22 protein-coding genes are annotated in these 25,485 nt (G+C 59.3%); 14 read left to right on the top strand and 8 right to left on the bottom strand.

From position 1 onward, the window contains the following. The first annotated feature begins 231 nt into the window (after window positions 1-231). The 5 genes from B9Z50_RS07035 (at window position 232) to B9Z50_RS07015 (ending at window position 5,843) form a co-directional block, all read left to right on the top strand. Window positions 232-2,607 (top strand): Tex family protein, encoded by a 2,376-nt coding sequence (locus tag B9Z50_RS07035; protein ID WP_108362945.1) that lies wholly within the window; start codon window positions 232-234, stop codon window positions 2,605-2,607. Between the two features lie 458 nt (window positions 2,608-3,065). Further along, the gene (locus B9Z50_RS07030; protein WP_108362944.1) at window positions 3,066-4,163 is read left to right on the top strand and encodes a phospholipase; all 1,098 of its coding nucleotides are present in this window, start codon (window positions 3,066-3,068) and stop codon (window positions 4,161-4,163) included. Between the two features lie 9 nt (window positions 4,164-4,172). Continuing rightward, window positions 4,173-4,460 carry a DUF1330 domain-containing protein gene (locus tag B9Z50_RS07025; RefSeq protein WP_108362943.1) on the top strand — a complete coding sequence of 96 codons (288 nt, stop codon included), beginning with the start codon at window positions 4,173-4,175 and terminating at the stop codon, window positions 4,458-4,460. 28 nt (window positions 4,461-4,488) lie between these two features. Beyond that, window positions 4,489-5,442, top strand: a complete 954-nt coding sequence (locus tag B9Z50_RS07020) for a rhodanese-related sulfurtransferase (RefSeq protein ID WP_233249797.1) — start codon at window positions 4,489-4,491, stop codon at window positions 5,440-5,442. Between the two features lie 14 nt (window positions 5,443-5,456). Continuing rightward, complete coding sequence (locus B9Z50_RS07015; protein WP_108362941.1) at window positions 5,457-5,843, top strand: TfoX/Sxy family protein; 387 nt, start codon at window positions 5,457-5,459, stop codon at window positions 5,841-5,843. A gap of 276 nt (window positions 5,844-6,119) precedes the next feature. Here the strand turns inward: B9Z50_RS07015 and B9Z50_RS07010 are convergent, their stop codons facing one another. Continuing rightward, entirely contained in the window at window positions 6,120-7,256 is a 1,137-nt protein-coding gene (locus B9Z50_RS07010) for an iron-containing alcohol dehydrogenase (protein WP_108362940.1), read from the bottom strand. Between the two features lie 186 nt (window positions 7,257-7,442). On the opposite strand from B9Z50_RS07010, the gene B9Z50_RS07005 reads away from it, so the two are divergent. Further along, window positions 7,443-8,414 (top strand): alpha/beta hydrolase, encoded by a 972-nt coding sequence (locus tag B9Z50_RS07005; protein ID WP_108362939.1) that lies wholly within the window; start codon window positions 7,443-7,445, stop codon window positions 8,412-8,414. A gap of 347 nt (window positions 8,415-8,761) precedes the next feature. Beyond that, complete coding sequence (locus B9Z50_RS07000) at window positions 8,762-9,619, top strand: YbgC/FadM family acyl-CoA thioesterase (protein WP_108362938.1); 858 nt, start codon at window positions 8,762-8,764, stop codon at window positions 9,617-9,619. Window positions 9,620-9,904: 285 nt separating this feature from the next. Here B9Z50_RS07000 and B9Z50_RS06995 read toward each other — a convergent pair whose 3' ends face one another. After that, a complete protein-coding gene (locus B9Z50_RS06995; RefSeq protein ID WP_108362937.1) occupies window positions 9,905-10,861 on the bottom strand; it encodes a folate-binding protein YgfZ in 957 nt (318 codons plus the stop codon). 71 nt (window positions 10,862-10,932) lie between these two features. Between B9Z50_RS06995 and mltG the strand changes: the two genes are divergently transcribed. The 5 genes from mltG (at window position 10,933) to B9Z50_RS06970 (ending at window position 15,279) form a co-directional block, all read left to right on the top strand. Then, window positions 10,933-11,937 carry an endolytic transglycosylase MltG gene (mltG, locus tag B9Z50_RS06990; protein ID WP_199221684.1) on the top strand — a complete coding sequence of 335 codons (1,005 nt, stop codon included), beginning with the start codon at window positions 10,933-10,935 and terminating at the stop codon, window positions 11,935-11,937. Window positions 11,938-12,138: 201 nt separating this feature from the next. After that, a complete protein-coding gene (tmk, locus tag B9Z50_RS06985; RefSeq protein ID WP_108362936.1) occupies window positions 12,139-12,780 on the top strand; it encodes a dTMP kinase in 642 nt (213 codons plus the stop codon). Continuing rightward, window positions 12,777-13,781 (top strand): DNA polymerase III subunit delta', encoded by a 1,005-nt coding sequence (locus tag B9Z50_RS06980; protein WP_108362935.1) that lies wholly within the window; start codon window positions 12,777-12,779, stop codon window positions 13,779-13,781. The genes tmk and B9Z50_RS06980 overlap by 4 nt, the downstream gene beginning before the upstream one ends. 5 nt (window positions 13,782-13,786) lie before the next feature. Beyond that, the gene (locus B9Z50_RS06975; protein ID WP_108362934.1) at window positions 13,787-14,593 is read left to right on the top strand and encodes a TatD family hydrolase; all 807 of its coding nucleotides are present in this window, start codon (window positions 13,787-13,789) and stop codon (window positions 14,591-14,593) included. 17 nt (window positions 14,594-14,610) lie between these two features. Then, the gene (locus B9Z50_RS06970) at window positions 14,611-15,279 is read left to right on the top strand and encodes an ankyrin repeat domain-containing protein (RefSeq protein WP_108362933.1); all 669 of its coding nucleotides are present in this window, start codon (window positions 14,611-14,613) and stop codon (window positions 15,277-15,279) included. Between the two features lie 231 nt (window positions 15,280-15,510). Here the strand turns inward: B9Z50_RS06970 and B9Z50_RS06965 are convergent, their stop codons facing one another. The 5 genes from B9Z50_RS06965 to B9Z50_RS06945 form a co-directional block, all read right to left on the bottom strand. Beyond that, complete coding sequence (locus B9Z50_RS06965; RefSeq protein ID WP_108362932.1) at window positions 15,511-18,009, bottom strand: penicillin acylase family protein; 2,499 nt, start codon at window positions 18,007-18,009, stop codon at window positions 15,511-15,513. Window positions 18,010-18,052: 43 nt separating this feature from the next. Further along, entirely contained in the window at window positions 18,053-18,964 is a 912-nt protein-coding gene (locus tag B9Z50_RS06960) for an LD-carboxypeptidase (protein ID WP_108363643.1), read from the bottom strand. Between the two features lie 73 nt (window positions 18,965-19,037). Next, window positions 19,038-20,447, bottom strand: a complete 1,410-nt coding sequence (gene tadA, locus B9Z50_RS06955) for a tRNA adenosine(34) deaminase TadA (RefSeq protein WP_108362931.1) — start codon at window positions 20,445-20,447, stop codon at window positions 19,038-19,040. Beyond that, entirely contained in the window at window positions 20,444-21,085 is a 642-nt protein-coding gene (locus B9Z50_RS06950; RefSeq protein ID WP_108362930.1) for an FMN-binding negative transcriptional regulator, read from the bottom strand. Before B9Z50_RS06950 ends, tadA begins: the two co-directional genes overlap by 4 nt. A 42-nt stretch (window positions 21,086-21,127) precedes the next feature. Then, window positions 21,128-22,285, bottom strand: coding sequence for a PQQ-dependent sugar dehydrogenase (locus B9Z50_RS06945; protein WP_233249796.1), 1,158 nt, complete (start codon window positions 22,283-22,285; stop codon window positions 21,128-21,130). Between the two features lie 426 nt (window positions 22,286-22,711). Between B9Z50_RS06945 and B9Z50_RS06940 the strand changes: the two genes are divergently transcribed. Then, window positions 22,712-23,116, top strand: a complete 405-nt coding sequence (locus B9Z50_RS06940) for a hypothetical protein (RefSeq protein WP_108362928.1) — start codon at window positions 22,712-22,714, stop codon at window positions 23,114-23,116. After that, a complete protein-coding gene (locus tag B9Z50_RS06935; RefSeq protein ID WP_108362927.1) occupies window positions 23,113-23,361 on the top strand; it encodes a hypothetical protein in 249 nt (82 codons plus the stop codon). The genes B9Z50_RS06940 and B9Z50_RS06935 overlap by 4 nt, the downstream gene beginning before the upstream one ends. 45 nt (window positions 23,362-23,406) lie before the next feature. On the opposite strand, the gene B9Z50_RS06930 is transcribed toward B9Z50_RS06935, so the two are convergent. Then, on the bottom strand, window positions 23,407-25,446 hold the full coding sequence (locus B9Z50_RS06930; RefSeq protein WP_146183177.1) for a PKD domain-containing protein: 2,040 nt from the start codon (window positions 25,444-25,446) through the stop codon (window positions 23,407-23,409). Window positions 25,447-25,485 lie beyond the last annotated feature (39 nt).

Below are 25,485 nucleotides of genomic sequence, written 5' to 3'. Positions count from 1 at the left end.
TTTTGCAATTTTTCAATAAATTTGAAATTGCGCATTTCTAATTCATATTTTTTATGGTTTAAGTGTGTGGTTGCACTGTGTTTTGCGGATCACAGCCCCCTCTGTCAGCTGTTGGGTATGCGGCATGCACGTCAGTCCATCAGCGCATCTAAATGGGCCGAAGCAGCCAAACTGCTGTGGCACACTCACGCCCTTTGACCCTTGAGGCGCTCCAACAGCGCCGACTCAGACATGCAAAAAATCCTGGCCCAACTGGCCGCAGAAATCCGAATCCGCCCTGACCAGGTCAAAACTGCCGTGGAATTGCTGGACGGAGGCGCCACCGTCCCGTTCATCGCCCGTTACCGCAAAGAAGTGACCGGGGGGCTGGACGACATCCAGCTGCGCGAGCTCGAGTCCCGTTTGGGCTACTTGCGCGAACTCGAAGACCGCCGCGCTGCGGTGATCAAAAGCATCACCGAGCAGGGCAAGATGACGCCCGAACTGCTGGCCGCCATCGATGCCGCGCCGACCAAACAAGAACTCGAAGACCTGTATCTGCCCTTCAAGCCCAAGCGCCGCACCAAGGGCATGATTGCCCGCGAAGCCGGCCTGGAGCCGCTGGCCGACAAGCTGTTTGCCGACCCGCGCCTCGACCCGCATGCCGAAGGTGCCGCCTTTGTGTTGCCCGCAGGCGCGATTGAAGGGGCCGACTTCACCACCACCGCCGCCGTGCTCGACGGCGTGCGCGATTTGCTCAGTGAGCGCTGGGCCGAAGACGCATCCTTGGTTCAAGCCCTGCGCGAATGGCTCTGGAACGAAGGCCTGTTCAAAAGCAAACTGGCCGACGGCAAGGACGAGAACAACGCCGACGTGGCCAAGTTCCGCGACTACTTTGACTATGACGAGCCAATTGGCCGTGTGCCTTCGCACCGTGCGTTGGCGGTTTTCAGGGGCAGGGCGCTGGAAATGCTCGACGCCAAACTGGTGCTGCCCGTGGAGCCCGAGCCCGGCAAACCCAGCATTGCGGAAGGCAAGATCGCCATGCACCTGGGCTGGAGCCACGCGGCCCGCCCCTCGGACGACCTGATCCGCAAATGCGTGGCCTGGACCTGGCGCGTCAAACTGAGCTTGTCCACCGAGCGCGACCTGTTTGCCCGGCTGCGCGAAGAAGCCGAAAAAGTCGCCATCAAGGTGTTCAGCGACAACCTGCGCGACCTGCTGCTGGCCGCGCCCGCAGGCCCTCGCGTGGTCATGGGGCTGGACCCGGGCATCCGCACCGGCGTGAAAGTCGCCGTGGTCGACGCCACCGGCAAACTGGTCGACACCTCAACCGTCTACCCCCACGAGCCCCGCAAGGACTGGGAAGGATCACTCTTTACCCTGGCCAAGCTCTGCGAAAAGCACAACGTCAACCTGATCGCCATTGGCAACGGCACCGCCAGCCGCGAAACCGACAAACTGGCCGGTGACCTGATCAAACAACTGGCACGCCTGCAGGGTGGGATTGGGGAGGGCATCGAAATCCAGAAAGCCGTGGTCAGCGAAGCGGGGGCCTCGGTGTACTCGGCCAGCGAATTTGCCAGCCAAGAAATGCCCGATGTGGACGTGAGCCTGCGCGGTGCGGCCAGCATTGCCCGCCGCCTGCAAGACCCCTTGGCCGAGCTGGTCAAGATCGACCCCAAAGCGATTGGTGTGGGCCAGTACCAGCACGATGTGAACCAAAGCGAGCTGGCCAAAACGCTGGACGCGGTGGTCGAAGACTGCGTGAACTCGGTGGGCGTGGACCTGAACACGGCCAGCGTGCCGCTCCTCACCCGCGTGTCGGGCCTGTCGGGCAGCGTCGCCAAGGCCGTGGTGCGCTGGCGCGATGCCAATGGCGTTTTCAAAACCCGCCAAGACTTGCTGAAAGTGACCGGCCTGGGCGCCAAGACCTTCGAGCAAAGCGCGGGCTTTTTGCGCATTCGCGGCGGCGACAACCCACTCGACATGACCGGCGTGCACCCCGAAACCTATCCGGTGGTTGAGCAAATCATCGTCAAAACCGCCAAGCCGATCCACGAGATCATGGGCCGCTCGGACGTTTTGAAAACCCTCAAGCCTGAGCTGTTTGCCAACGACAAGTTCGGTGCGATCACCATCAAAGACATCCTGGGTGAGCTGGAAAAACCTGGCCGCGACCCGCGCCCCGACTTCAAAGTGGCCCGCCTGACCGATGGCGTGGAAGACATCAAAGACCTGAAAGAGGGCATGACCTTGGAAGGCACCGTGAGCAACGTGGCCCAGTTTGGCGCGTTTGTGGATTTGGGCGTGCACCAAGACGGCCTGGTGCATGTGAGCCAGTTGGCCAACAAATTTGTGAGCGACGCCCGTGAAGTCGTCAAAACCGGCGACATCGTCAAGGTGAAAGTGCTCGAAGTCGACGTGGCCCGCAAACGCATCAGCCTGACCATGAAGCTGGACGCTGCACCCGCCAGACGCGATGGCCCCCGCGACAACAAATTTGAAGGGGCAGGGCGTGACAACCGACAGCGTGGCGGCGGTGGTGGTTACACATCCCCCCCCGAAGCAGGTTCGGGCTCGGCCATGGCCAGTGCCTTTGCCAAATTGCAAGGCCTGAAAAAATAAGCGCCCCTGTAGGAGCGGTCTCCGACCGCGAAGGACTTCATCTTGTGTGGGAGCGGTCTGCGTCCGCGAATACCCTTCATCTTGTGGGAGCGGTCTCCGACCGCGAATACCCATGCCGATCCGCGACATCGAGTCAGAGGCTGTACGCGATCGCGGTCAGAGACCGCTCCTACAACCACCACATGGCTCCCCTGTAGGAGCGGTTTCCGACCGCGAATACCTGTGCCTATCCGCGACATCGAGTCAGAGGCTGTACGCGATCGCGGTCAGAGACCGCTCCTACAGCCACCACATGGCTCACCTGTGGGAGCGGTCTCCGACCGCGAATACCTGTGTCAATCCGCGACATCCGATCAGACGATGGTCAAGATCGCAGTCAGAGACCGCTCCTACAAAGGGTTGTGACAAAAACCACCCAAGCAATCCAAGCGCGTGCACTGCAACGGCACAATAACGACATGCAAGCCCTTCATATCCACGCCGGCCCCAAGGCCTTGGCCCACATCCGCGAACACGGCCTGCAGCCCGAGCACATTGGCGTCATTCCGGGCGCAGCCGGTGGCCCCAAAGGTCTGATCCTCGGCCCACTCGACCGCTTCATCTTCGGCGACTGGCTGACCCAAAGCACCCAGCCCGTGGACCAGGTGGGCGCGTCGATTGGCGCTTGGCGAATGGCCACCGCTTGCCTGAATGATTCGGTGGCCGCGTTTGAGCTGCTGGAACATCAATACATCCATCAGCATTACGAACCGCTGCCGGGCAAAAAGCGCGTGAGCGCCGAGCAGGTGAGCGAGGCGTTTGGACAAAGCCTGCAAGCGTTTTACGGCGGCCGCATCCCTGAGGTGCTGAGCCACCCCCGTTTCCGCCTGCACATCGTCACCTCACGCGGGCGGCACATCCTGCACCGCGAGCACCCTTTAGGCACCCCTCTGGGCTATGCGGGGGCATTTTTGAGCAACGCTGTGCAACGCCGGGCCTTGGGCTGCTGGTTGGAGCGGGTGGTGTTTTCAGGGCAGGGCGCGCGTTTGCCGTTTGATGCACAAGACTTTCGCACCCGCGCCGTGGGCCTGACCGAAGGCAACTTCATGCCCGCATTGCAAGCCAGTTGCTCCATCCCATTTGCCCTCAAAGCCGTGCACGACATCCCCGGCGCACCCGCTGGCGCCTATTGGGACGGCGGCATCACCGACTACCACCTGCACCTGAATTGGACCGCGCCGGATGAGGTTGCAGGCAAAGGCCCCGAACGCGCCATCGTGCTGTACCCGCACTTCCAGCAAAACGTGGTGCCAGGCTGGCTCGACAAAGCGCTCAAGTGGCGGCACGGCGCGACGGCGTTCTTGGACAGCACCATCGTGCTGGCCCCCAACCCCGAATGGGTCAAAACCCTGCCCAACGGCAAATTGCCCGACCGCAAGGACTTCATGACCTACGACCGCGATTTGGCGGGGCGGGTGAAGGTGTGGAACGCGGCCACCCGTGCCAGCCAGCAATTGGCCGATGAATTCAGCAACTGGTTGCAAAACCCTGTCCTATCCATGGTTCAGCCCTTGTAAGGAACACCCATGTCTCAAGCCTATGTGGTCGGTCAAATGACTGTGAAAAACCCAGAAAAGTGGGCGCAATATCGGGCGCAGGTCTTGGCCACCTTGCTGCCTTTTGGTGGTGAACTCGTGTTTCGGGGTGAACAGGTTCACTCGTTTTCGGGTGTTAACCCGCACCCTGACATCGTGGTGATCCGTTTCCCTTCTTTGGGAGATGCCGAGGGCTGGCATGGCTCTCAAGCCTACCAATCCCTGATTGCGCTGCGCCAAGAGGCTGCCGATGTGGTTTTGACCACTTATGCGGCATAACCCTGATATCAAAGCGGATAATCACGGCATGTTGACCGAACCCATTTTCCTCACCGCTGCGCTCTACAAATTTGTCGATTTGCCCGATTTCGTGGCCCTGCAAGGTCCTTTGCAGGCTTGTTGCGAGGCCAATGACGTCAAGGGCACCCTGCTCTTGGCGCACGAAGGCATCAACGGCACGATTGCCGGGCCCGAAACAGGCATCCGTGCCGTGCTGGCGTTTTTGCGGGCCGATCCGCGCCTGACCAGCTTGGTGCACAAAGAGTCCTGGAGCCCCAAGCCGCCGTTCACCCGCATGAAGGTCAAGCTCAAAAAAGAAATCGTGACTTTGCGTGTGCCCGAGTTGGACCCGAACAAGACCGTCGGCCAGTACGTCAAACCCGCCGACTGGAACGCCTTGCTGGCCGACCCGGATGTGGTGGTCATCGACACACGCAACGACTACGAGGTGGCCATTGGCACCTTCAAGGGCGCGGTCAACCCAAACATCAAGAACTTTGTGCAGCTGCCCGCGTGGCTGGATGCGCAGCCCCATTTGCAAGGCGAAGCCGCCAAAAAGACCAAGGTGGCCATGTTCTGCACCGGTGGCATCCGCTGCGAGAAATCCACCGCGCTCATGAAGATGCGCGGCTTTGACGAGGTCTATCACCTAGAAGGCGGCATCCTTAAGTACCTCGAAGAAATTCCCCCGGAGCAAAGCACCTGGGAAGGCGAGTGCTTTGTGTTTGACGAGCGCGTGAGTGTGGGCCACGGCCTGGGCGTGGGCAGCCACGAGCTGTGCCGCTCCTGCCGCTGGCCCTTGAGCGAGCAGGACAAGCTGTCACCGAACTATGTGCTGGGCGTGAGCTGCGACCACTGCCACGACCAACGCACGCCCGAGCAAAAGCTCAAACTGGCCGAGCGCCAGCGCCAAGTCGAGTTGGCCGAAGCGCGAGGCGAGATCCACGTAGGCGCCAAGATGCCCAGCCACGACGCCCCCTGAGACCGACCCAGCCCATGAGCGACTTCATTCCCTTTGTGCAGGAGTTGCTGGAAGATTGGGCCCCCGTGTCGGCCCGCCGCATGTTTGGCGGGCATGGCCTGTACCACGAGGGCCTGATGTTCGCCATCGCGATGGACGGCCGGCTGTACCTCAAGACCGATGAAGCCAACCGCCCAGAGTTTGAAGCGCTGGGCCTGGCGCCTTTCACTTTCGCCATGAAGGGCAGGGATGTGGCGCTGTCGTATTGGGCTGCGCCAGATTCGATTTTCGACGCCCCACATGAAGCCGTGCACTGGGCCAAATCCGCATGGGATGCCGCTTTGCGGGGGCATTTGGCCAAGGCCAAAGCCATTGAAAAAGCGAAGGCACGAAGGCAACGCAAAGTATTTCCCACCCCGTGAAGCCCGATTAAACCCTAGGCCTCTGTAGGCGCGGTCTCCGACCGAGAAAGATCAATCACCGCATCCCTTCGAGGTCAGAGACCTCTCCTACAGAGACCCATAGACGTTATGTAGGAGCGGTCTCCGACCGCGAAAGATCAACCACCGCACCCCTTCGAGGTCAGAGACCTCTCCTACAGGGGCCGATAGGCTTTTTCTGTAGGAGCGGTCTATGACCGCGAAAGATCACCCAGCAAACCCATTCGCGGTCTCAGACCGCTCCTACAGAGGCCGCGCTTACAGGCTGGTCAGCAACATGTCGCGGTACTCTTCCGCCGAGGCAATGCGCGGGTTGGTTTTGTGGCAGTGGTCGGCCAGCGCCCCCGTGATGACCGCATCAAACAGGCTTTCTGTCACGCCCATGGCACCCAGCCCGGTGGGCAGGCCCAGTCGGGCGCACATGTCGCGGATGGCATCGGGGATATCGGAGCCGCTTTGAAGACCCATGGCTTGGGCCATACGGTTGAGGCGGTTTTCTTTTTGCACGCTTTCAGCCGCCGCATTGAACTTCACCACCGCTGGCAAAAACATGGCGTTCAAAGTGCCGTGGTGCAGACGCGGATTCACGCCGCCCAGGCTGTGGCTGAGCGAGTGCACGCAGCCCAGGCCTTTTTGAAAAGCCATGGCCCCTTGCATGCTGGCACTCATCATGTTGAGGCGCGCTTCGCGGTCTTGGCCGTTGACCGTGGCGCGCTCGATGTGGGCCCAGCCGCGGGCCAGGCCGTCGAGCGCAATGCCGTCGGCAGGTGGGTTGAAGGGTGCGGCCATGAAGGTTTCCATGCAGTGCGCCACGGCGTCCATGCCGGTCGCCGCCGTCAGGATGGGCGGCAGGCCGAAGGTCAGTTCGGGGTCGCAAATGGCCGCTTTGGGCACGATGAACCAGCTGTGAAAACCGACTTTGCGGCCGTCGTCCAGGATCAAAATCGCGCCCCGCGCCACCTCGCTGCCGGTGCCACTGGTGGTGGGCACAGCGATGATGGGGGCGACGCGGTCGGTGATCTTGAGCGAGCCGCCTTCGATGGTGGCGTAGGTTTTGAGCGGGCCTTCGTGGCTAACGGCAATCGCCACACCCTTGGCGCAGTCGATGGCCGAGCCACCACCCACCGCAATCAGACCGTCGCAGCCATGCGCTTTGTACATGGCAGCTGCAGCGCGCACGGCCGCTTCGGTTGGGTTGGAGGGGGTTTGGTCGAACACGGTGACAGGCAAGCCGGGCAGGGCGTCTAAGGCTTTTTGCAACACCCCTGCAGCTTTGACGCCCGCGTCGGTCACGATGAGGGGTTTATGGATGCCCACGCGCTCGCACTCGGCTTGTAGCAGCTTGACGGCGCCAAAGTCGATCTGGATTTGGGTGACGTAGTTGATAAAGGACATGCGAAGGCTCCAATCTGGCGCCCCGGTTCGGATGTGACAGAACAGCGGGGCAGGGCGTTGTACGATCAAAGCCCATTTTGATGCACGTAGCCGCTGGTGACACGCCAGAGCTGTCACCCTTGTTCGGACCTTGTTTGAGTTTGCCCCTGCCGCACCGCACTGCTGGCATCTACAACGCACACACCCATGAGCAGCCACCACACCAATCCCCGATCGTTGTTGAATGCCGCCACACGCAGCCTGCTTGAGCGGGTTCACCGTGCAGGTCGCCCCCCCATGGCCACCATGACACCCACGCAGGCGCGCGAGTTTTACGACATCGGTGGACCCATGCTGGACTTGCAGCCCGCGCCACAGGTGGACCGGGTGGAAGACATCACTGTGCCTGCCCGCGATGGCCATCACATGCCCGCTCGGTTGTATGCGCCGCGCAGCAATGCCACTTTGCCTGTGTTGTTGTACATCCACGGCGGCGGTTTTTCAGTGGGGAGCCTGACCACCCACGACGTGCTGTGCCGCCAACTCTCACGCCAAGCTCACTGCGCCGTGGTGTCTCTGGACTATCGGCTGGCGCCCGAGCACCGCTTTCCAACGGCAGTGCACGACAGTTGGGACGCCTTGAACTGGCTTCACCAGAACGGCCAGTCGCTGGGTTTGGACACCACCCGGCTGGCCGTGGGCGGCGACAGTGCGGGTGGCACTTTGGCCGCCGTTTGCGCCCTGATGGCCCGCGATGTGGGCCTGCCCCTGTGCCTGCAGCTGCTGTTCTACCCCGGCTGCATCTCTCGGCAAAACACCGCTTCGCACCACACCTTTGCAGAAGGCTTCATGCTCGACAAGGCCACGGTGGACTGGTTTTTTGACAACTACATCGACCAAGCCGACCGCGACGATTGGCGCTTTGCACCGATGAACGCGCCCGATCACGCGGGTCTGGCCCCCGCCTGGATAGGTTTGGCCGAATGCGATCCCCTGGTGGACGAGGGCGTGCAGTACGCCGACCAGCTGCGCATGTCGGGTGTGGCGGTCGATCTGGAGGTTTACAAAGGCGTGGTCCACGGATTCATCACCATGGGCCGCGCCATCCCCGATGCTTTGACAGCCCATGCTGACGCCGGTCGGGCGCTGGGGCAAGCCTTTGACCTTGCGCCCCAATGAGACGTGCTGACACAGTCGCTTGCATGACCCATGCCCTGTGGGAGCGGTCTCTGACCGCGATGGGCGCTTGAATTCGGCAGCTTCGCGGTCAGAGACCGCTCCTACACCAATGCTCTGCCACTGCCGCTGGCGGAGCGCATGCCCCGTGGGAGCGGTCTCTGACCGCGATGGGCGCTTGAATTCGGCAGCTTCGCGGTCAGAGACCGCTCCTACACCAATGCGCTGCCATTGTCGCTGGCGGAACGCATGCCCTGTGGGAGCGGTCTCTGACCGCGATAGGCGCTTGAATACGGCAGCTTCGAGGTCAGAGACCGCTTCTACAAAATGAACCCATTTAAAGGAACCCTATGAAACGCCAAGACTTCCGTTTTTCTCATCGCATGCGCGTACGTTGGGTGGAGGTGGACATGCAAAAGATCGTTTTCAACGGTCACTACCTGATGTACTTCGACACGGCCGTGACCGATTACTGGCGTCAGTTGGCCATGCCGTACGCCGAGACCATGCACCAGCTGGGCGGAGATCTGTTCGTCAAAAAGGCCTGTGTCGAGTACCACGCCAGTGCCGAAATGGACGATTTTCTCGATGTGTGTATGCGCTGTGACCGCATAGGCAATTCGTCCATGACCTTTGCTGGCGCTATTTTTCGGGGCGATGAACTGCTGATTACCAGCGAGCTGGTCTATGTGTACGCCGACCCGGTTGCCAAAAAGAGCCAGCCCATCCCGGCCCCGCTGCGCGACATGCTAGAAGGCTTTGAGCGCGGCGAAGACATGGTGCAGGTGCATGTGGGCTCGTGGCACGATTTTCAGAAACACGCCAGCCCGCTGCGCCACGAGGTGTTTGTGGATGAACAAAAAGTGCCTGTCGAGTTGGAGTTGGACCACGAGGATGACACGGCCTTGCACGCCGTGGCTCTGAACCGCATGGGCTTTTGTCTGGCCACAGGCCGTTTGATTCAGCACGCGCCGGGCGTGGCCCGAATCGGTCGCATGGCCGTCAAAAAGCAAATGCGCGGCAGCGATTTGGGCCGCCGCGTGCTGCACGCCCTGATGGACGCGGCCAAGCACCGGGGCGACAAGGAGGTGATTTTGCATGCCCAATGCAGTGCAGAAGGTTTTTACAAACGTTCAGGCTTTACCCCGCATGGCGCGATTTTTGAAGATGCGGGGATTTCGCACATTGAGATGGTGCGCAAGCTTTGAGCACGTCGCAGACGATCTGATCGCGGTCGGAGACCGCTCCTACATTGGGGGCAATTGGCTTTTGTGGGAGTGGTCTCTGACTACGATAAGTGGCAGCCGCATACCTTCGCGGTCGGAGACCGCTCCTACATTGGAGGCAATTGGCTTTTGTGGGAGTGGTCTCTGACCACGATAAGTGGCAGCCGCATACCTTCGCGGTCGGAGACCGCTCCTACATTCATTGAGAGGCTTCTGTGTTTTGTGGGAGCGGTCTCTGACCGCGAATAGCCGTGCTTTGCAAGCAGCTCAAATGTCGGCCAGCAGGGCGTACGGCAGTGCCAAAATGTCCAAGGCTTCGCCCTCTGAGCCGCCCACACCCCAGCCCGATGCCATGCTCTCGGTCGTGCCGCTGACCAACGCATCAAACCCCTGACCGTCCGGTCGCGCGGCACACTGCACCACGGTGGCGCAGGGCTGCTCGGAGTCGGTGGGCGTGAACACGTCTTGCCCTGCCATCAAGGCGACGGGGCTGTGCACCCTCGCCGTGCGGCGCTTGAGCGTGCCGCGAAACTGGCTCCGGGCCACGACTTCCTGCCCGGGGTAGCAGCCTTTTTTGAAATTCACGCCACCTACCGATTCATAGTTGAGCATTTGCGGCACAAAAGCCTCGAACACGGGCTGGCTGACCAGCGTCACGCCGCTCATCACTTCGGCCCATTGCCAGACGTCGTTGGGTACATCGGCGCCTGCAGGCAGCGCGTGGCCCACAGGAGCGACCCACAAAGCGCGCGGGATTTTGGATTCGCCCAGCACGGCGGGATAAAGCGCTACCGCGTGTGCTCCGTCCAGGCCCTGGGTCTGCCAAGGGGCGGATGCGCCCACAACAGCCCGGGCACCGTCGCCCAGCAAGCCGCGCAGCTGCCACTGGCCGGACGCATCGCTCATTTTGACTTTGGCTCGCAGCACAAACATGGACAGGCGTTTGAGGGTCTGGGCCAGCAAGTCTTGACTCAAGACCAGCAAGATGGTGTCGGGCGCGGTTTTGACCAAGATGAAGCTGGCCTGCATCCGGCCCTTGGCAGAGCAAAAAGCCGCCAGGCGTGATTGGCCCACGGGCAACAGCAGCACATCGTTGCTCAACTGGTTGTGCAGAAAGTTCGCCGCATCCTCGCCTTGCGCCTGGATAACGCCCAAGTGGGGCAGGGCGCTGGTGCCGTTCAAGAGGGTTGGAAGCTGAGGGCTGAAATCTGCGGGGGTGTTCATGTCGCGGCTCGTTCGTCTGGCAAGGACGTGAATTATCATCCCCCCCACGTTTTCAACACCCGAACAAGGACATGGCCGTGCTCAAAGGCTTGATGAAATGGTTGGCCAGCCTGTTGCTTGTGGCCTTGGGCCTGCTGGGGGCCACATCCTGGTGGCTGAACCAACCCATCAACACCCGCCAAACTGCGCTGGATTTGTCCATCGAGCCCGGCACATCGGCCAAAGCCATTGCCCAGGCCGTGGCCGACGCGGGCGCTCAGACCTCGCCCACGCTGCTGTATGCCTGGTTTCGCTTGTCGGGCCAGTCGCGCCAAATGCGTGCGGGCAGCTATGAAATTGCACCAGGCACCTCGCCGCAACGCTTGCTGAGCATGCTGGTGCGGGGCGAAGAAAGCCTGCGTACCGTGACGCTGGTCGAAGGATGGAACTGGCGGCAGGTGCGCCAGGCTCTGGCCAAAGCCGAAAACCTGCGACCCGACAGCCGCACCCTGTCTGATGAGGCCTTGATGGCCCAACTGGGTCGCCCTGGCGTGGCCCCGGAAGGGCGTTTTTACCCAGACACGTATTCGTATGCCAAAGGCAGCAGCGACCTAGCGGTGTTGCAGCGGGCCATGAAAGCCATGGACAAACAGTTGCAGCAAGCCTGGGAAGCTCGTCAACCCGGCTCAGCCTTGCAGTCGCCCGAGCAGGCGCTGATTTTGGCCAGCATCGTGGAAAAGGAAACAGGCAAGGCCCAAGACCGGTCGCAGATTTCGGGGGTATTCAACAACCGGCTGCGCATTGGCATGCGCCTGCAAACCGACCCGGCAGTGATTTATGGACTGGGCGAAGCTTTTGACGGCGACTTGCGCCGGGTGCACCTGACGACCGACAACCCGTGGAACACCTACACCCGGGCCGGTCTGCCGCCTACGCCGATTGCCATGCCGGGTAAAGCGTCCTTGCTGGCCGCAGTGCAGCCGGCCAAGACGTCCGCGATTTACTTTGTCGCCAAAGGCGATGGCAGCAGCCATTTCAGCGCCACGCTGGACGAGCACAACCGGGCCGTGAACCGTTACCAACGCGGGCAGAAGTAGGCGCTGGTTGTGCAAGCGCCTATCGCGGTCAGAGACCGCTCCCACCGGGGGAGGGTGGTGTCTAGGATGTTTTGTAGGAGCGGTCTCTGACCGCGATGGAATTCGGCTAAGGCTATTCATGGCCAAATACAGCTCCCACGGGGAAGCAGCATCGACAGGGGCCACACCTGCGACAATCGGGTTTTGTCTTTCACTCACACCATGACACGCGGTTTGTTCATCAGTTTTGAAGGCATCGACGGTGCGGGCAAGTCCACGCACATCGCCCGCGTGGCCGAACTGTTTCGCCAAGCGGGCAGGGGGGTGGTGCTGACCCGCGAGCCAGGCGGCACGCCACTGTCTGAAAAGCTGCGCGAGCTGGTTCTGCACGAGCCGATGGACCCACTGACCGAGGCGTTGTTGATGTTCGCGGCCCGCCGTGAGCATTTGGCGCAGGTGATTGAACCCGCGCTGGCCCGAGGCGATGTGGTCCTGTGCGACAGGTTCACGGACGCCACCTTTGCCTACCAAGGCGGTGGCCGGGGCTTTGATTGGCAGGTGTTGGCCCAACTCGAAGGCATGGTGCAAGGTCTGCCTGACGGTTCATTGCGCCAACCCGATCTGACCGTTTGGTTCGACCTGGATCCCTTGATTGCAGCCGAACGTCTGGCTTCGGCCCGGGTGCCAGACAAGTTTGAATCCCAACCGGCTGATTTTTTTGCCGCTGTACGGGCCGGTTATGCACGCCGCCAAGCCGAAATGCCCAGCCGTTTTGCCCGAATCGACGCGGCTCAGAGCATCGAAGCCGTGGGGGCTGATGTGTCCCGCATCGTGAGCGATTGGCTGAAAGGGGCCGACAGATGAGCGCCATCTTGAACGCCCCCTGGATCGCCCGGCAGACCACCGATTTGCTGGCCCAGCGCGGTCACGCCTGGCTGTTGCAAGGACCCTCGGGCTTGGGCCAGTACGAGTTGGCTTTGGCCCTGGCTTCGGCCTGGCTGTGCGAAAAACCCACCGCTCAGGGCGCTTGTGGCGACTGCCCCAGCTGTCACGCCATAGCCGTGCACACCCATGCCGACCTGGAAGTGTTGATGCCTGAGACGGTGATGATCGAGCTGGGCTGGCCTTTGTCCGAAAAGGCCCAGGACGAGATTGACAAGAAAACCCGAAAACCCAGCAAAGAGATCCGTGTTGACGCGATGCGTGAAGCGGTGGAATTTTCTCAACGAACCGACGCACGCGGTCGTGGCAAGGCCGTTTTGGTGTTTCCCGCCGAACGCATGAACACCATCACGGCCAACGCCTTGCTCAAAACCCTGGAAGAGCCGCCCGGCGATGTGCGTTTTGTGCTGGCCACCGAGGCCAGCCACATGCTGCTGCCCACCATCCGCAGCCGCTGCTTGGCCCACACCATGAAGTGGCCCGAAGCCGAAGAGGCGCTGCCGTGGCTCACGGGTCAGGGCGTGCCCGCTGCGGTTGCACATGACTTGCTGCGCAGTGCGGGCGGGCGGCCCACCGATGTGCTGCGACAGGCCGAATCGGGTTTGTCGCCCGAATGGTGGGCCCATTTGCCCAAAGCCATGCGCCAAGGCGATGCCCGTCACTTGGCTGATCTCAGCCCCGCCCAAGCCATCGACGCCTTGCAAAAGCTTTGCCACGACTTGGTGCTGCGCCAAACTGGCGCTGCACCACGCTTTTTTGACACAAGCCAATTGCCCCCCAGCACGGCTTCTGTGGCGGTGCTGACCGACTGGTTCAAGCGCCTGATGCAGTCTGCCCGCACGGCCGAACACCCTTTTAATGCCGGTCTGATGCTCGAAGCGCTGACCGCTGATGCCCAACAAACCCTGATGTCTAAGGGCTGATTCACATGTACACCGATTCCCATTGCCACCTGAATTTTCCCGAGCTGATGAGCGAGCTGGACCATATCCAGCAAGCCATGCAAACCGCCCAAGTGACGCGGGCCCTGGTGATTTGCACCACGCTGGAGAAATTTGATGAAGTGCATGGTCTGGCCATGGCCCACGACAACATGTGGGCCACAGTGGGTGTGCACCCGGACAACGAAGGTGTGCTTGAACCCAGTTTGCGAGATTTGCTGGACGGCGCGGCTCGGCCCAAAGTGGTGGCGATTGGCGAGACCGGGCTGGATTACTACCAAATGGACGAGCGCAAAGGTGGACGTACCGTGGCCGACATGGAATGGCAGCGTGAGCGTTTTCGCACGCACATCCGCGCAGCCCGTCAGACTGGTTTGCCTCTGGTGATTCACACACGACAAGCCTCGGATGACACGATCGCTATCTTGAAAGAAGAGGGCGAAACCGGAGGATCAGGGTGCGCGGGGGGCGTTTTCCACTGCTTTACTGAAAGCCAACAAGTCGCTAGGGCTGCATTGGATCTGGGTTTCTACATCTCGTTTTCAGGCATCCTGACCTTCAAAACAGCGGCCGACCTGCGCGAAGTGGCTAAATTTGTGCCTGATGACCGTTTGCTCATCGAGACCGACAGCCCTTATTTGGCGCCTGTGCCTTACAGAGGCAAGACCAACAACCCATCGTTTGTGCCCTATGTGGCCAAGTTGCTGGGCGAATTACGGGGCAGCTCGTCCGAGGCTGTGGGCGAGTTGACCACGCATAATTTTCTACAGTTGTTCTCCAGAACCGCCCTCTGATCAACGCCATTAACCTCATGAATTACTTTATTAAAACTAAAAAACTCTTTGTTTATATTGGTTTTTTTCTGATTCCGTTTGGGACTCAAGCGGGATCATACGAAGACTTTTTCAAAGCTGTCCAATTCGACAATGTGCGCGTTGTTCAGGGCTTGCTCCAACGTGGTTTTGACCCCAACACCGTCAACCCCGAAGGCGTGCCTGCCTTGATGTTGGCAGTGCGAGAGCCTTCTTTGAAAGTGGCCGAGTTGCTGGCGGCGCACCCCGACACCAAAACCGAAGTGCGCAATGGCCAAGACGAAAGCGTGTTGATGCTGGCCGCGCTCAAGGGTTACTTGCCCTTGGTTCAGAAGTTGGTAAACAACGATGCCGACGTGAACAAAACCGGCTGGGCACCTTTGCATTACGCGGCCTCAGGCGGTCATGTTCCGGTCATCGCGCACTTGCTCGAACACAGTGCCTATATAGACGCCGAATCACCCAACGGCACCACACCTTTGATGATGGCCGCCATGTACGGTAGCCCCGAATCTGTCAAGCACCTCATTCAAGCCGGAGCCGACTTGACCCTGAAAAACCAGTTGGGTTTGACAGCGCTTGACTTCGCCATTCGGGGTCAACGCAAAAATGCCAAAGAGCTGATTGAACAAGCTTTGGCCAGGTTGTCATCACGCCAGAAACCTTGATCAATTGGAGAGTCGGTCTGATGGCCAAAACACGCAGGTTTCGCATCTTGTAAGTTACATACGATGTGTATTATGTAAAGTCACAGAAGCAGAGAGCCATCAAAAAGATAAAGATGTCAAGCGCGACAAAACCCATTGCGCCGTGAAACCCATGGAAATGTCTACAACGCGGGGTTATCGCAGCATTGAGATAAAAAGGACCCCAAGCATCGCTAGAGGTCCTTTGCTTATTCACGGCAACAAATGAAGTTCTTGCTGATACGGCGTAACGGGCCAGTGCAAAGCACGGTAGTGACCTTTTGCCCAGGCCTGAGACATGTCGCGACTGCGAGGTGAAAACACATGCCCACTCTGGCCGGTTTGGAAAATGAAACGCGAGTCGCCAGCCGGGCTCAAGTCATAAACGGCTCTGAGCGAAGCCGCGTGGCGGTTGGCAAAGGGTTCAGTTTTGTCATTGGCCCAATATTGACCCACGTTCACAGTGAATAAATCGCCCGCACTTTCAACGCGCACATCGAACAATGCGTTCAAACCCGGAACTTTTCCAAAAGGCTTGTGGCTGCTGATGGCCTGATGCCACGCACCCCAGCGCCAAGCAGTCGGATCACGGCCCAGTTTCGATGCGATTCGATCCAAGCTGCGGTCCATGGCTGCGTTGGAAACCGCAGAGCAACCGGCATCGCCACACCAGAATTTGTCGTCGCGCGCCAAAATGCCCTGTAAAGCCGCTCTGAAATGCCGCTTCCCGTAAAGCCCCTGAAAACGCTCTGCCCCCAATCGTGGCGCCAACACTGCTCGGGTCACCTCGTCAGCCCAGACATTCAAAATCAAAGCCGCTGCGCTTTGGGTATGCATCTGCGCGTCAAAATCAGCCAGTAACTTCATCGCCTTCTGACCCATTGCGTACGTAGGCTGTGCTTTCAGGGCATGGGGCAACAAAGCTGCGCCCCCCAAAGACAGCACATCGTTTTGCACGGTTTGCATGCTTTCGAGGCTGTGCTTGGGTGTAGCCGCCATCAGTTGTTCGATGCGGTCGAAACGCTCCGGAGTTGTCCAGTCTGCGCCAACAAAATGCGGATAGTCCGCAGGCAATATGTTTTGGTTGGCTGTGGCATGCCAGCCTTTGGCCTGGATTTGCTCGGAATTCAGGCCCGGGTTCTCGGCGTAGGAAATCCAGCCCTGCCAATCGTATTTGGCCAACCAACCCGGTGCAGGGGCCACGCCACGAATGTCGTTGTCCGGCCCACGAACAGGCACTTTGCCCACGGCCTTGAATGCGACCTCCCCTTGTGTATCGGCCATCACCACACTTTGCATGGGCGAATGGTGATCCGCAAAGGCTTGCACCAACTGCGGCACAGTTTGTGACCAGTTGGCCTGCATGCCGGCATCGATGGTGGGGTTGTCGGGCGTGAGGGCCGACCAGCGCAAGCTGACCGCGTAGGCGTCCGTGTTGATCAAGCCGCTGTACTGAGGCTGCACATCACTGATGACAGGGCCATGCCGGCTGTTGCGAACTGTCAGGCTGACATCGCCCTGCCCTTTGATGCGTATCGTTTCGATCCGAGTTTCGAAAGCGGCCCAACCCTCGGGCGTTCTGTATTGGCCAGGACGAGATGCATCGAGTTGCTCCAAATACAGGTCTTGCACATCGGGTCCGGTGTTGGTGAAGCCCCAAGCCACACCCCGAGTACGACCCAGCACCACAAAAGGCAAACCGGGCAAAGTGGCGCCCATCACGTCCAGGGCTGGCAAGGACTGACCTTGCCACACCGTCGCAGGTGCCTGCAAGCGGGCAAAGTACCAAATGGCCGGGGCGCTGAGCGCCAAATGCGGGTCATTGGCCAGCAAAGGGTGGCCGCTCTCGGTGTGGCTGCCGGGCACCACCCAGTTGTTGCTGCCTTTGCCATCCAGGGTGCCCATGTCGCGCACCCATTCGGCGGACCATTGGGCCAGCTGGCTGCGTTGGGTGGACAATTTGCTCGGCTGCTCAGGGGCAGCTTCTGCGCTGGTCTTGGCGACAGCATAGACTCCCAGTTGGGCATAAAGCGCCGGTAAATCCACCAACGTGGGGGCTTGCTCGCCGGGGTACGGCGGCATCAATTGCCACAATTGCGTGTTGTTCAGAACCTTGGATGAGGTCAGGCGCGCAAACTCCTGACCCCAATTGCCCCCGAGATCCAGCGCCATCATCAACGCCCAACCGACGCTGTCTTCGGGTGACCATGCCTGTCCTGCTTTACCGCCTGCATGGGTGCCCAAAATATGAAACTCGGGCGATGGCCGCACCGCGCCCGTGCGCCAAGCGGCTTGAATGCCATCGCTGTAAGCCTGCAAAGAAGCTTGGGCCAAGGGCGAGAGGTTTTTGAGCTGCTCACGCGCCATGGGGATGATGCCCAGAGTGCGCATCAGCTTGTCGGTGTCCAAAGTAGCAGGCCCCAGAATCTCGGACAACTCACCGTGCATGATCCGGCGGTTGAACTCCAGTTGCCAGCCGCGCTCTTGCGCATGCACAAAGCCTAAGGCGCGCCAGGCGTCCAAAGCTGAGGCGGCTTGGATGTGGGTCACATCCGACGCATCTCGACCGATTGACACGGATTTGACCAGACCGGGCAGTAGCAGCGCGCCGTCGAGTCGGGGCAAGCTGCGCAGCATCTGCACAGCCAACACGCCACCAGCGAACACAATGGCGAGAACAGCCAACAAACTCAAACGTCCGAGCCATTTCATGCGCGTCCCCTTTATTTCTTGATGGATATTGTTTTTCAGCGTGTCAAATGTGACCCCAAACCATCAGCGCGTCACGCCCTTCGGTGACAAGGTCCACCTTGGCGCCAACAGGCAGCAAGACCTTGGTCTGCACATGACCAAAGGGCAGACCCGAAAGCACAGGCGCCTTGATCTGGCTGCGCAGCCAGTCGAGCACGGTGGCCAGTTTGAAGCCTTTGTCATGGGCTGGCACCAGCTTGTAGTTGCTGAACTGACCGAACAGAACGGCTTTTTGCTGGGCCAAAACGCCTGCATGCAACAGCTGGGTCAGCATGCGCTCTACCCGGTAAGGGTGCTCGCCTACGTCTTCCAAAAAAAGCACACCAGCTTTGATTTGCGGGAAATAGGGCGAGCCGAGCAATGAGGTCAGCACTGTCAGGTTGCCGCCCCACAGCGGCGCGTCTTTCACCACCACGCGGCGCTCAGCCTCAACCTTTGGCCGTTGCCAGCCCGTGCCCTCCCCTTGCTCCAGCAACAAGTCGTCAAAGCAGGCTTGCATGATGTCGTCGGGTTCTTGTTCAGGCCCAAAATCTTCGCCCAAGGCCGGCCCCTGCCAAGTGATGCGTCCGGTTTTGGCCAACACCGCTTGGTTGAACGCCGTGAAATCACTCAGGCCCACAAACTGCGTGCCAGCGTCAATGGCTTTGGCAATCTGCTTGTAGGGCAAGGCGGGCAGGATGCGCGTGAGGCCGTAGCCGCCGCGCGAGATGAGTGCAACATTGGCCCCACTGGCCGCCGCGCGGGTGATGGCAGCAATGCGCGTGGCATCGTCACCCGCAAAACGCATGTGACTGGCCAGCGCCGCCTCGTCGACTTCCACTTCATGGCCTTGGGCTTTGAGCCGTTTGAGGCCCCTGCGAAAAGCCACTTTGTCGCGCACCGCGCTGGAGGGAGAAAAAATGTAAATGTGAGCCATGATTTTGGGAATGGGATGATCGGTCATGCGTGCCGCAGTTGCGGGTGTCGACAGACCTTGCTGCGCGAAAGAATCAGGGCTCGAAGTGTCGCACAGCTGCCTGGGCAATCGCCCTGCCCTTCTCTTGCACAAAATGACCCGCATCGGGCACAAGCATTGGCTCAGGGCAGCCCTGGATCTGGCTTTGCAAATGGCGCATCACGGGCTCTCCAAGTACCGGATCTTGCTGTCCAATGGCCATGAGCGTTTGGCCTCGCCAGTGATCGCGCCAAAAAGCCTGCGCCTGTCGCGAAATGGCTGCGCCAGGTGAATCGGCAAACTCCGGCACCATGGGCGGAAATGCCCTGAGCGCGGCGCGAAAGCCTTTGTCTGGGAACGGCGCGTTGTAAGCCGCCGTCTCCTGCGGCGTCATTCCAGGGTTACCGCGCTTGAACAACTTACCCACGTCAAACAAGGGCTGGCTCTGGCACCAATCCCGCCAAGCCAAAAAACCTGCGCTCAAGGGCGCCTCACCCGTGGCCAAAGTGGTATTCATGACCAGCAGGCCTTGGTAACGCTCTGGCGCGGCCATGGGCAAGGTCAGGCCTAGAATGCCGCCCCAGTCTTGCACCACCAACACCACACGCTGCAAATTCAGTCGATCAATCAACTCGAGCAAAGACTGGCGGTGCGTTTCAAATTGATGAAAGCTGTCTTTTTTGGGCTTGTCGCTCTTGCCAAAACCGATCAGGTCGGGCGCCACCACGCGATGTCCCCCCGCCAACCAGACCGGGATCATCTTGCGGTAGAGGTAACTCCAAGCCGGATTGCCGTGCAGGCAAAGCCAGGTCAGAGGTGCGTCATTTGGCCCCTCGTCCAGGTAATGCAAACGCAACCCGGCGATGCTGGGCAGATCGTTCACATAATGCGGCGGCCAAGGGTAGTCGATCAACTCGGCAAACGCGGCATCGGGTGTGCGCAGCGCGTCTTCTCTCAGGGGTTGGGGGTTCATTCTTTTGGGCCTGAAAAAGTCCTTCAGCAGCTGGCCGCACTCGTCGGCCAGCACACCACCCGTCACCTCGGTTTGGTGATTCAGCTGCGCGTGACCAAACAGGTTCAGCACAGAACCGGCCACGCCGGTGCGCGGGTCGGGGGCGCCAAACACCACACGGTCCACCCGGGCATGCAGCAAGGCACCGCTGCACATCGCACAAGGCTCCAGCGTCACATACAGCGTGCAGCCATCCAGCCGGTAATTGCCCAAGATGCGTGCCGCCTCGCGCAGCGCCACCACCTCGGCATGCGCTGTTGGGTCGTGGCTGGCAATCGGACCATTGCGCCCCATGGAGATGACCTGGCCGTTTTTGACGACCACAGCACCGACAGGCACCTCGCCCGCTGAAGACGCCAGTTGTGCCTGCGCCAGTGCCAGGCGCATGCCCTGCTCATCGGTCAGTTGCTGGCGTGGCGTATCTTGCGTGCGGTCGCTGGCGGCCTGGTTCATGGCACCAGCCCCAGGTCTTTCATCCAACGGGCCAGAGCTTGGGTTTGCTCGGTGCCTTGGGCATAAGCCGAGTGCATGGCTACATGGGCCTCAGGACGGTGCTGGTTGAGCTTGACCGCGCATTGCAGATCGGTGATCTGCATTTCAAAAGCCACGATGCCGTTGAGCATCGCCCCAGTGTAGTTGTCGGGCAATTCGCGCCACTGTTGTGCATACGCCGGTTCGTGCTCGGCAATCAGGCATTTGAGCAAACGGTCGCGGTCTTCGTGCGGGTCAATGATGCGCGTCAGCACCTTGGCCTGCACCGCCAAATAAGACCACGTAGGAACGCGCTGTTTTTCAGAATAGACACTCGGTGACATATAGGCTTGCGGCCCCATGAAACTCACCAAGGCCTGGGGGGTCGATACCAGCAACTGAGCCTGCGGGTTGGCGCGGGCGCAGTGCCCTAGCAAAACGCCATGCTCAGACTGAGGGCCATCTGACCACAGTGAAGCCGCTTGCCAATGCAATGGAATGTGGCTGAGCACCGGAAAACCATCCGGCCCCACCGAGACAATGGACGCCAACGGGTGTTCGCGCATGATGCGCTGGGCGATGGCGGGGTCTGAATGGTTGAAGTGCTTTGGCAGGTACATGGTGCCTGAGGTTACCAAAAGTCAGGGCATCCATGGCGATGCTCAAGGTCGCACAGGCTCCAGCCGCATCAATGCGCCGTCGGAGCCATCGCTCAACAAATAAACCAAACCGTCCGGCCCCATGCGCACATCGCGAATGCGCCCTGCCCGGCCTTGCAGCAAACGTTCTTCACGGATGACATTCTCGCCATCGAGCACCAGACGCACCAGCATTTGCCCTCGCAATGCCCCCACCAGCAAATTGCCTTGCCAATGGGGAAACTGCGGGCCACTCACAAAAGCCATGCCCGAAGGCGCAATCGAAGGCACCCACACGTGCAAGGGCTGCACCATGCCGGGCTTGGTCTGCCCCTCGCCAATGCGTGTACCCAGGCCATAGTTGACCCCGTAAGTGATCACCGGCCAGCCGTAATTGAGACCCGGACGCATCACATTGACCTCGTCACCGCCTTGCGGCCCATGCTCGTGGGTCCACAGCTGGCCTGTTTGAGGGTGCAAGGCCGCGCCCTGCATGTTGCGGTTGCCCAAGGTCCACTTTTCGGGCAATGCCCCTGCCTGCTTGGCAAAAGGGTTATCGGCGGGCACGCGGCCATCGTCGTGCAATCGGATGACGGAGCCGGCATGGTCATCCATCTTTTGGGCGCGGTCTTTGTCGCCCCGGTCGCCCAGGGTCAGGTAGAACATCCCGTTTTGATCGAACACGATGCGCCCACCAAAATGCTGGCTCGAACGGGTTTTGGGCTGCATGCTGAAAAGCACCTGCACCTCGGTCATGCGCTGGCCTTGGAGTTTGCCCCGCGCCAAAGCTGTGCCCCAGCCGCCCGTACCGGGCGCGTTGTAAGCCCAATAAATCCAGCCGTTTTGGGCATATTGCGGGTGCAAGGCCACATCAAACAAACCGCCCTGCCCGCGCTCAACAACTTCAGGCAGCCCTTCAATGGGTTTGGGGTCCAGACGAAAATCTGACCCCACCAAACGCATGCGCCCCGCCCGCTCGGTGACCAACATGCGGCCATCGGGCAAAAATGCCACCGCCCAAGGGCTCTCCAGCCCGGTCACCAAGGTGGCCAGTCGAAAAGCATGCTTTTCGGAAATGATGACCGAAGACCGTTCTTGTGCCCATGAGGGCAAACTAGCGGCCATGCTCCAGAGCAAGAGCCAATAGGGAAAACGGAGGGATCGCAAAAGTTGGACTTTCAAAGACAACCTCCAGTCAGGTCTTCAGGTGTTTATTCCCACTCAATTGTCAATAGGATAGTGCTTTTCACTAGTGACAGAGGGGAAAAACCGTTGTTAATAAACGGCGATACCGTCATTGATACCGTCAATTGTTGGGTCGTCTTTTGCATAGATCTGATTGTAGAAGCATGACCCACCACGCCGCACTCTATATACAGAGCACTTTGGGCGATTGACGGTATCGCCGGGTGGTCTGCGGCATCGCTTGACGGTATCGGGATTTTCAGACGGTTTGCGCAGCGGGTTTACCAGGCGTAAAATTTGAGCGTTGGCCACCACCAACCAGCCGATTTATGACTATTGCGGGGCTGACCCAACCGCTAAAACGTTGCATGACATCCGCAAATTGCAAACGTCGTCACTCCAAGCGGAATGGAGTAACCCCAAATGATTGAAATCAACATTCGCCTGGACGTACGCGACCAGGACAACACGCCGGCCGACATCACCCTGCGCGAGATCCAGGCCCTGGCTATCCTGGGCGAATGCTTCCACCACCGCGCCGACTACCTCGACCACGGCCAGTCGGTGCCACGCCTGGTGGCCGGCCTGGACAGCTTTGACGCCGACACGCTGCGCCAGCTGGCCAACGAGCTGCACCAGGATTGCGTCGCGGTCTTCCACCCCGACCAGCACCGCGGTGAGCTCCTGGGCCCATGTGCCGCGGCTTGGGGTGAGTTCGATCTGGCAAGGTTTCAGCGCTTGGACCTGGTGACTGCCTACGGTGAGACCACCGGCTTTGGTTGGGACCAGAGCGACACAGAGCGCTTTCGTGCAAGGAGAGCAGCATGAACGACTTCGACCCAACAGAATATGAGGGTGACCCTTACGAGGACTTCACCCTGACTGCGCAACAGCAACACGACGTGATGGCATGCCGTCGCAAGGGCAAGCTGCAGCCAGGCAGTAAGCAACGCCTGGTGAAGTTGCTCAAGGCCAAGGAAACGGCATTCGACCCGATTGCCGGCGCCATGCTCGATAACCCAGGGCTCACCCGGGACGAGGCCGAGCGTCACGCCAGGGCCTTGGGCTTTTAACGCCTGGCCTTGTAGCAGGCGCAATCAGGTCATCACCGCAGTCTGTTAACGAACATCGCCAGTTTTTACAGGCCAGACAGCAAGCTTACTGTTTGCATCGAAATAGATTGTGTCGTGAAGGCCGTGGGAAAAACCCCAAGGACTGCCATTCCCGTTGGCGGTTCCAGTCCAATACCAACCTGGCGGCGGGGGGTTGTGCCATGCGAAGGGTTTTTCGAACCAGAATGGCCCAATATTGTTCCAGTTCATTTGGACATTGCCCAACCTAAAGAAATACAAATCACTAAACTCAGATGTGATTGCCTGACCAGATATCACCTTCATTTCGGGAAGGCGCCAGCCAGTTACTCCGTAGACATTCAGAGACGCTACTCGGGTTTTAGCATCGGCCCATGTCAAACTTGGCAGACTTAGATTGACAAGGAAATTGCGATCGGCAAGCCAAGTAATATTTTGAACGGTGTCGTAATAGGCATCGACGACTCCATCCCCATTTATGTCACGCGGTTGGAGCGTTGTTTGCCAATCACCTTGCCCAGTTATGCCGGCGGTCCCAGCACTTACGCCCATCCAAGCTAAAGCGCTGTTCACTTTGCCATCGTTGACTACGAGTGTGACGGTATAACTTCCAGCCACATCTGTGGTGAACGAGGGTTTTGATGACGTCGGCGAGACTAACACCGCTTGACTACCACTCGGTTTGGTATCCAAAACCCAGCTATAAGTCAACGGGTCACCGTCAGCGTCAGAACTAGATGTACCGTCAAGCGCAATCATGGCACCGGGTGCCACGGTCTGAGAAGGCCCAGCGTTGGCAACAGGAGGCACGTTATTCACTGCATTTATCGAGACGGTTTTCGCTGTGCTATTGACCTTCCCGTCGTTTACTGTGAGGCTGACAACATAGTTTCCCGCAACGTCAGGTGCAATGTTAGGTGTCACAGTATTTGGAGAATACAGAATTGCTGTGCTCGATGCAGGCTTTGCAGTAACTGTCCAAGCGTATGTCAGTGTGTCGCCGTTTGCATCTGAACTAGCGCTTCCATCAAGCATCACCACTTGACCAACCAATACAAAACTTGGCGTGGTTCCTGGATTGGCTACTGGTGCTGCATTTGCTGCGCTGACTGTAATATTGATTGCATCGGCGCTACTATTAACCTGTCCGTCATTGACCACAAGACTAGCCGCATAGGTGCCTGCGACATCGGCTGTGAAAGTTGGTTTCATTGCAGTTGACGATGACAAGACTGCTGTGCTTGCAGTTGGCTTCAATGTAAGTGCCCAAGCGAAGGTCAACGTGCGATTGGGGCCAGCTGTACTTGCGCTGCCGTCTAGAGTAATAACAGTTCCCGAAATTGCGCTCTGGTCAGGACCAGCATTAGCCGCAGGCGGCACTGACATCATATTGGTGACAACTTGCTTTACGTCAGCCGCATTAATGGTGTGCGCGAGCGCTGTCACAATTTGCGTAAGCTGTTGTGGACTAATCTTTGAACCGAGCGCATCCAGCATCTTGTCTTGCGCGTCGCCACCGGTCGGATTGCTCCCGGTAGCAGCGTGCAGCGGTGTCCCAATGAAATCAACGAGTGCAGTGGTATCAACCGTGCCGGTCAGTACCATCGCGACGTCATTTTGTGCAGCCTTCACTTTTAATTCAGTGATCTTGCTGGCAGCCACAGAAGTATCGAAGGCAGCAAAGAATACTGATGGCTCAACTGTCAACAAACGCCCAGTTACCATCTCCGTAAGGGGCGTGATGTTCGCAACGGCGGAATTGCCACTTCCAGTTGCAACCGTGTGTATCTTTGAACTATCTATCGGATTAATACCCTGCACCAAGCACGGCAATTTCCCACCTACAACCACAAGGCTGTAGGCACCGTCCGCAGTTGAGGTTCCTGCGCCTGTGCCTGTTTGGCATTTGACAGCAATTGTTGCTCCGGCAATCGCTTTTCCGGTTGCTACGGTTCCTGAAAGGGTGACGTCTGACGGCAAGACGCCTGTTCCTCCACCTGAACCGCCACCGCCACCGCCACATCCGCTCAGCAATATGCCAATAAAGATAGAAAGAACAAATTTCATGCGACCTCCCTTTTTTATATGAAATTCATTGTCGCACCA

The sequence above is a fragment of the Limnohabitans sp. Bal53 genome, from assembly GCF_003063355.1.
Classification (GTDB): domain Bacteria; phylum Pseudomonadota; class Gammaproteobacteria; order Burkholderiales; family Burkholderiaceae_C; genus Limnohabitans_A.
The sequence above is the reverse complement of the archived record's forward strand: the minus strand, read 5'-3'. Positions and strand labels throughout refer to the sequence as shown.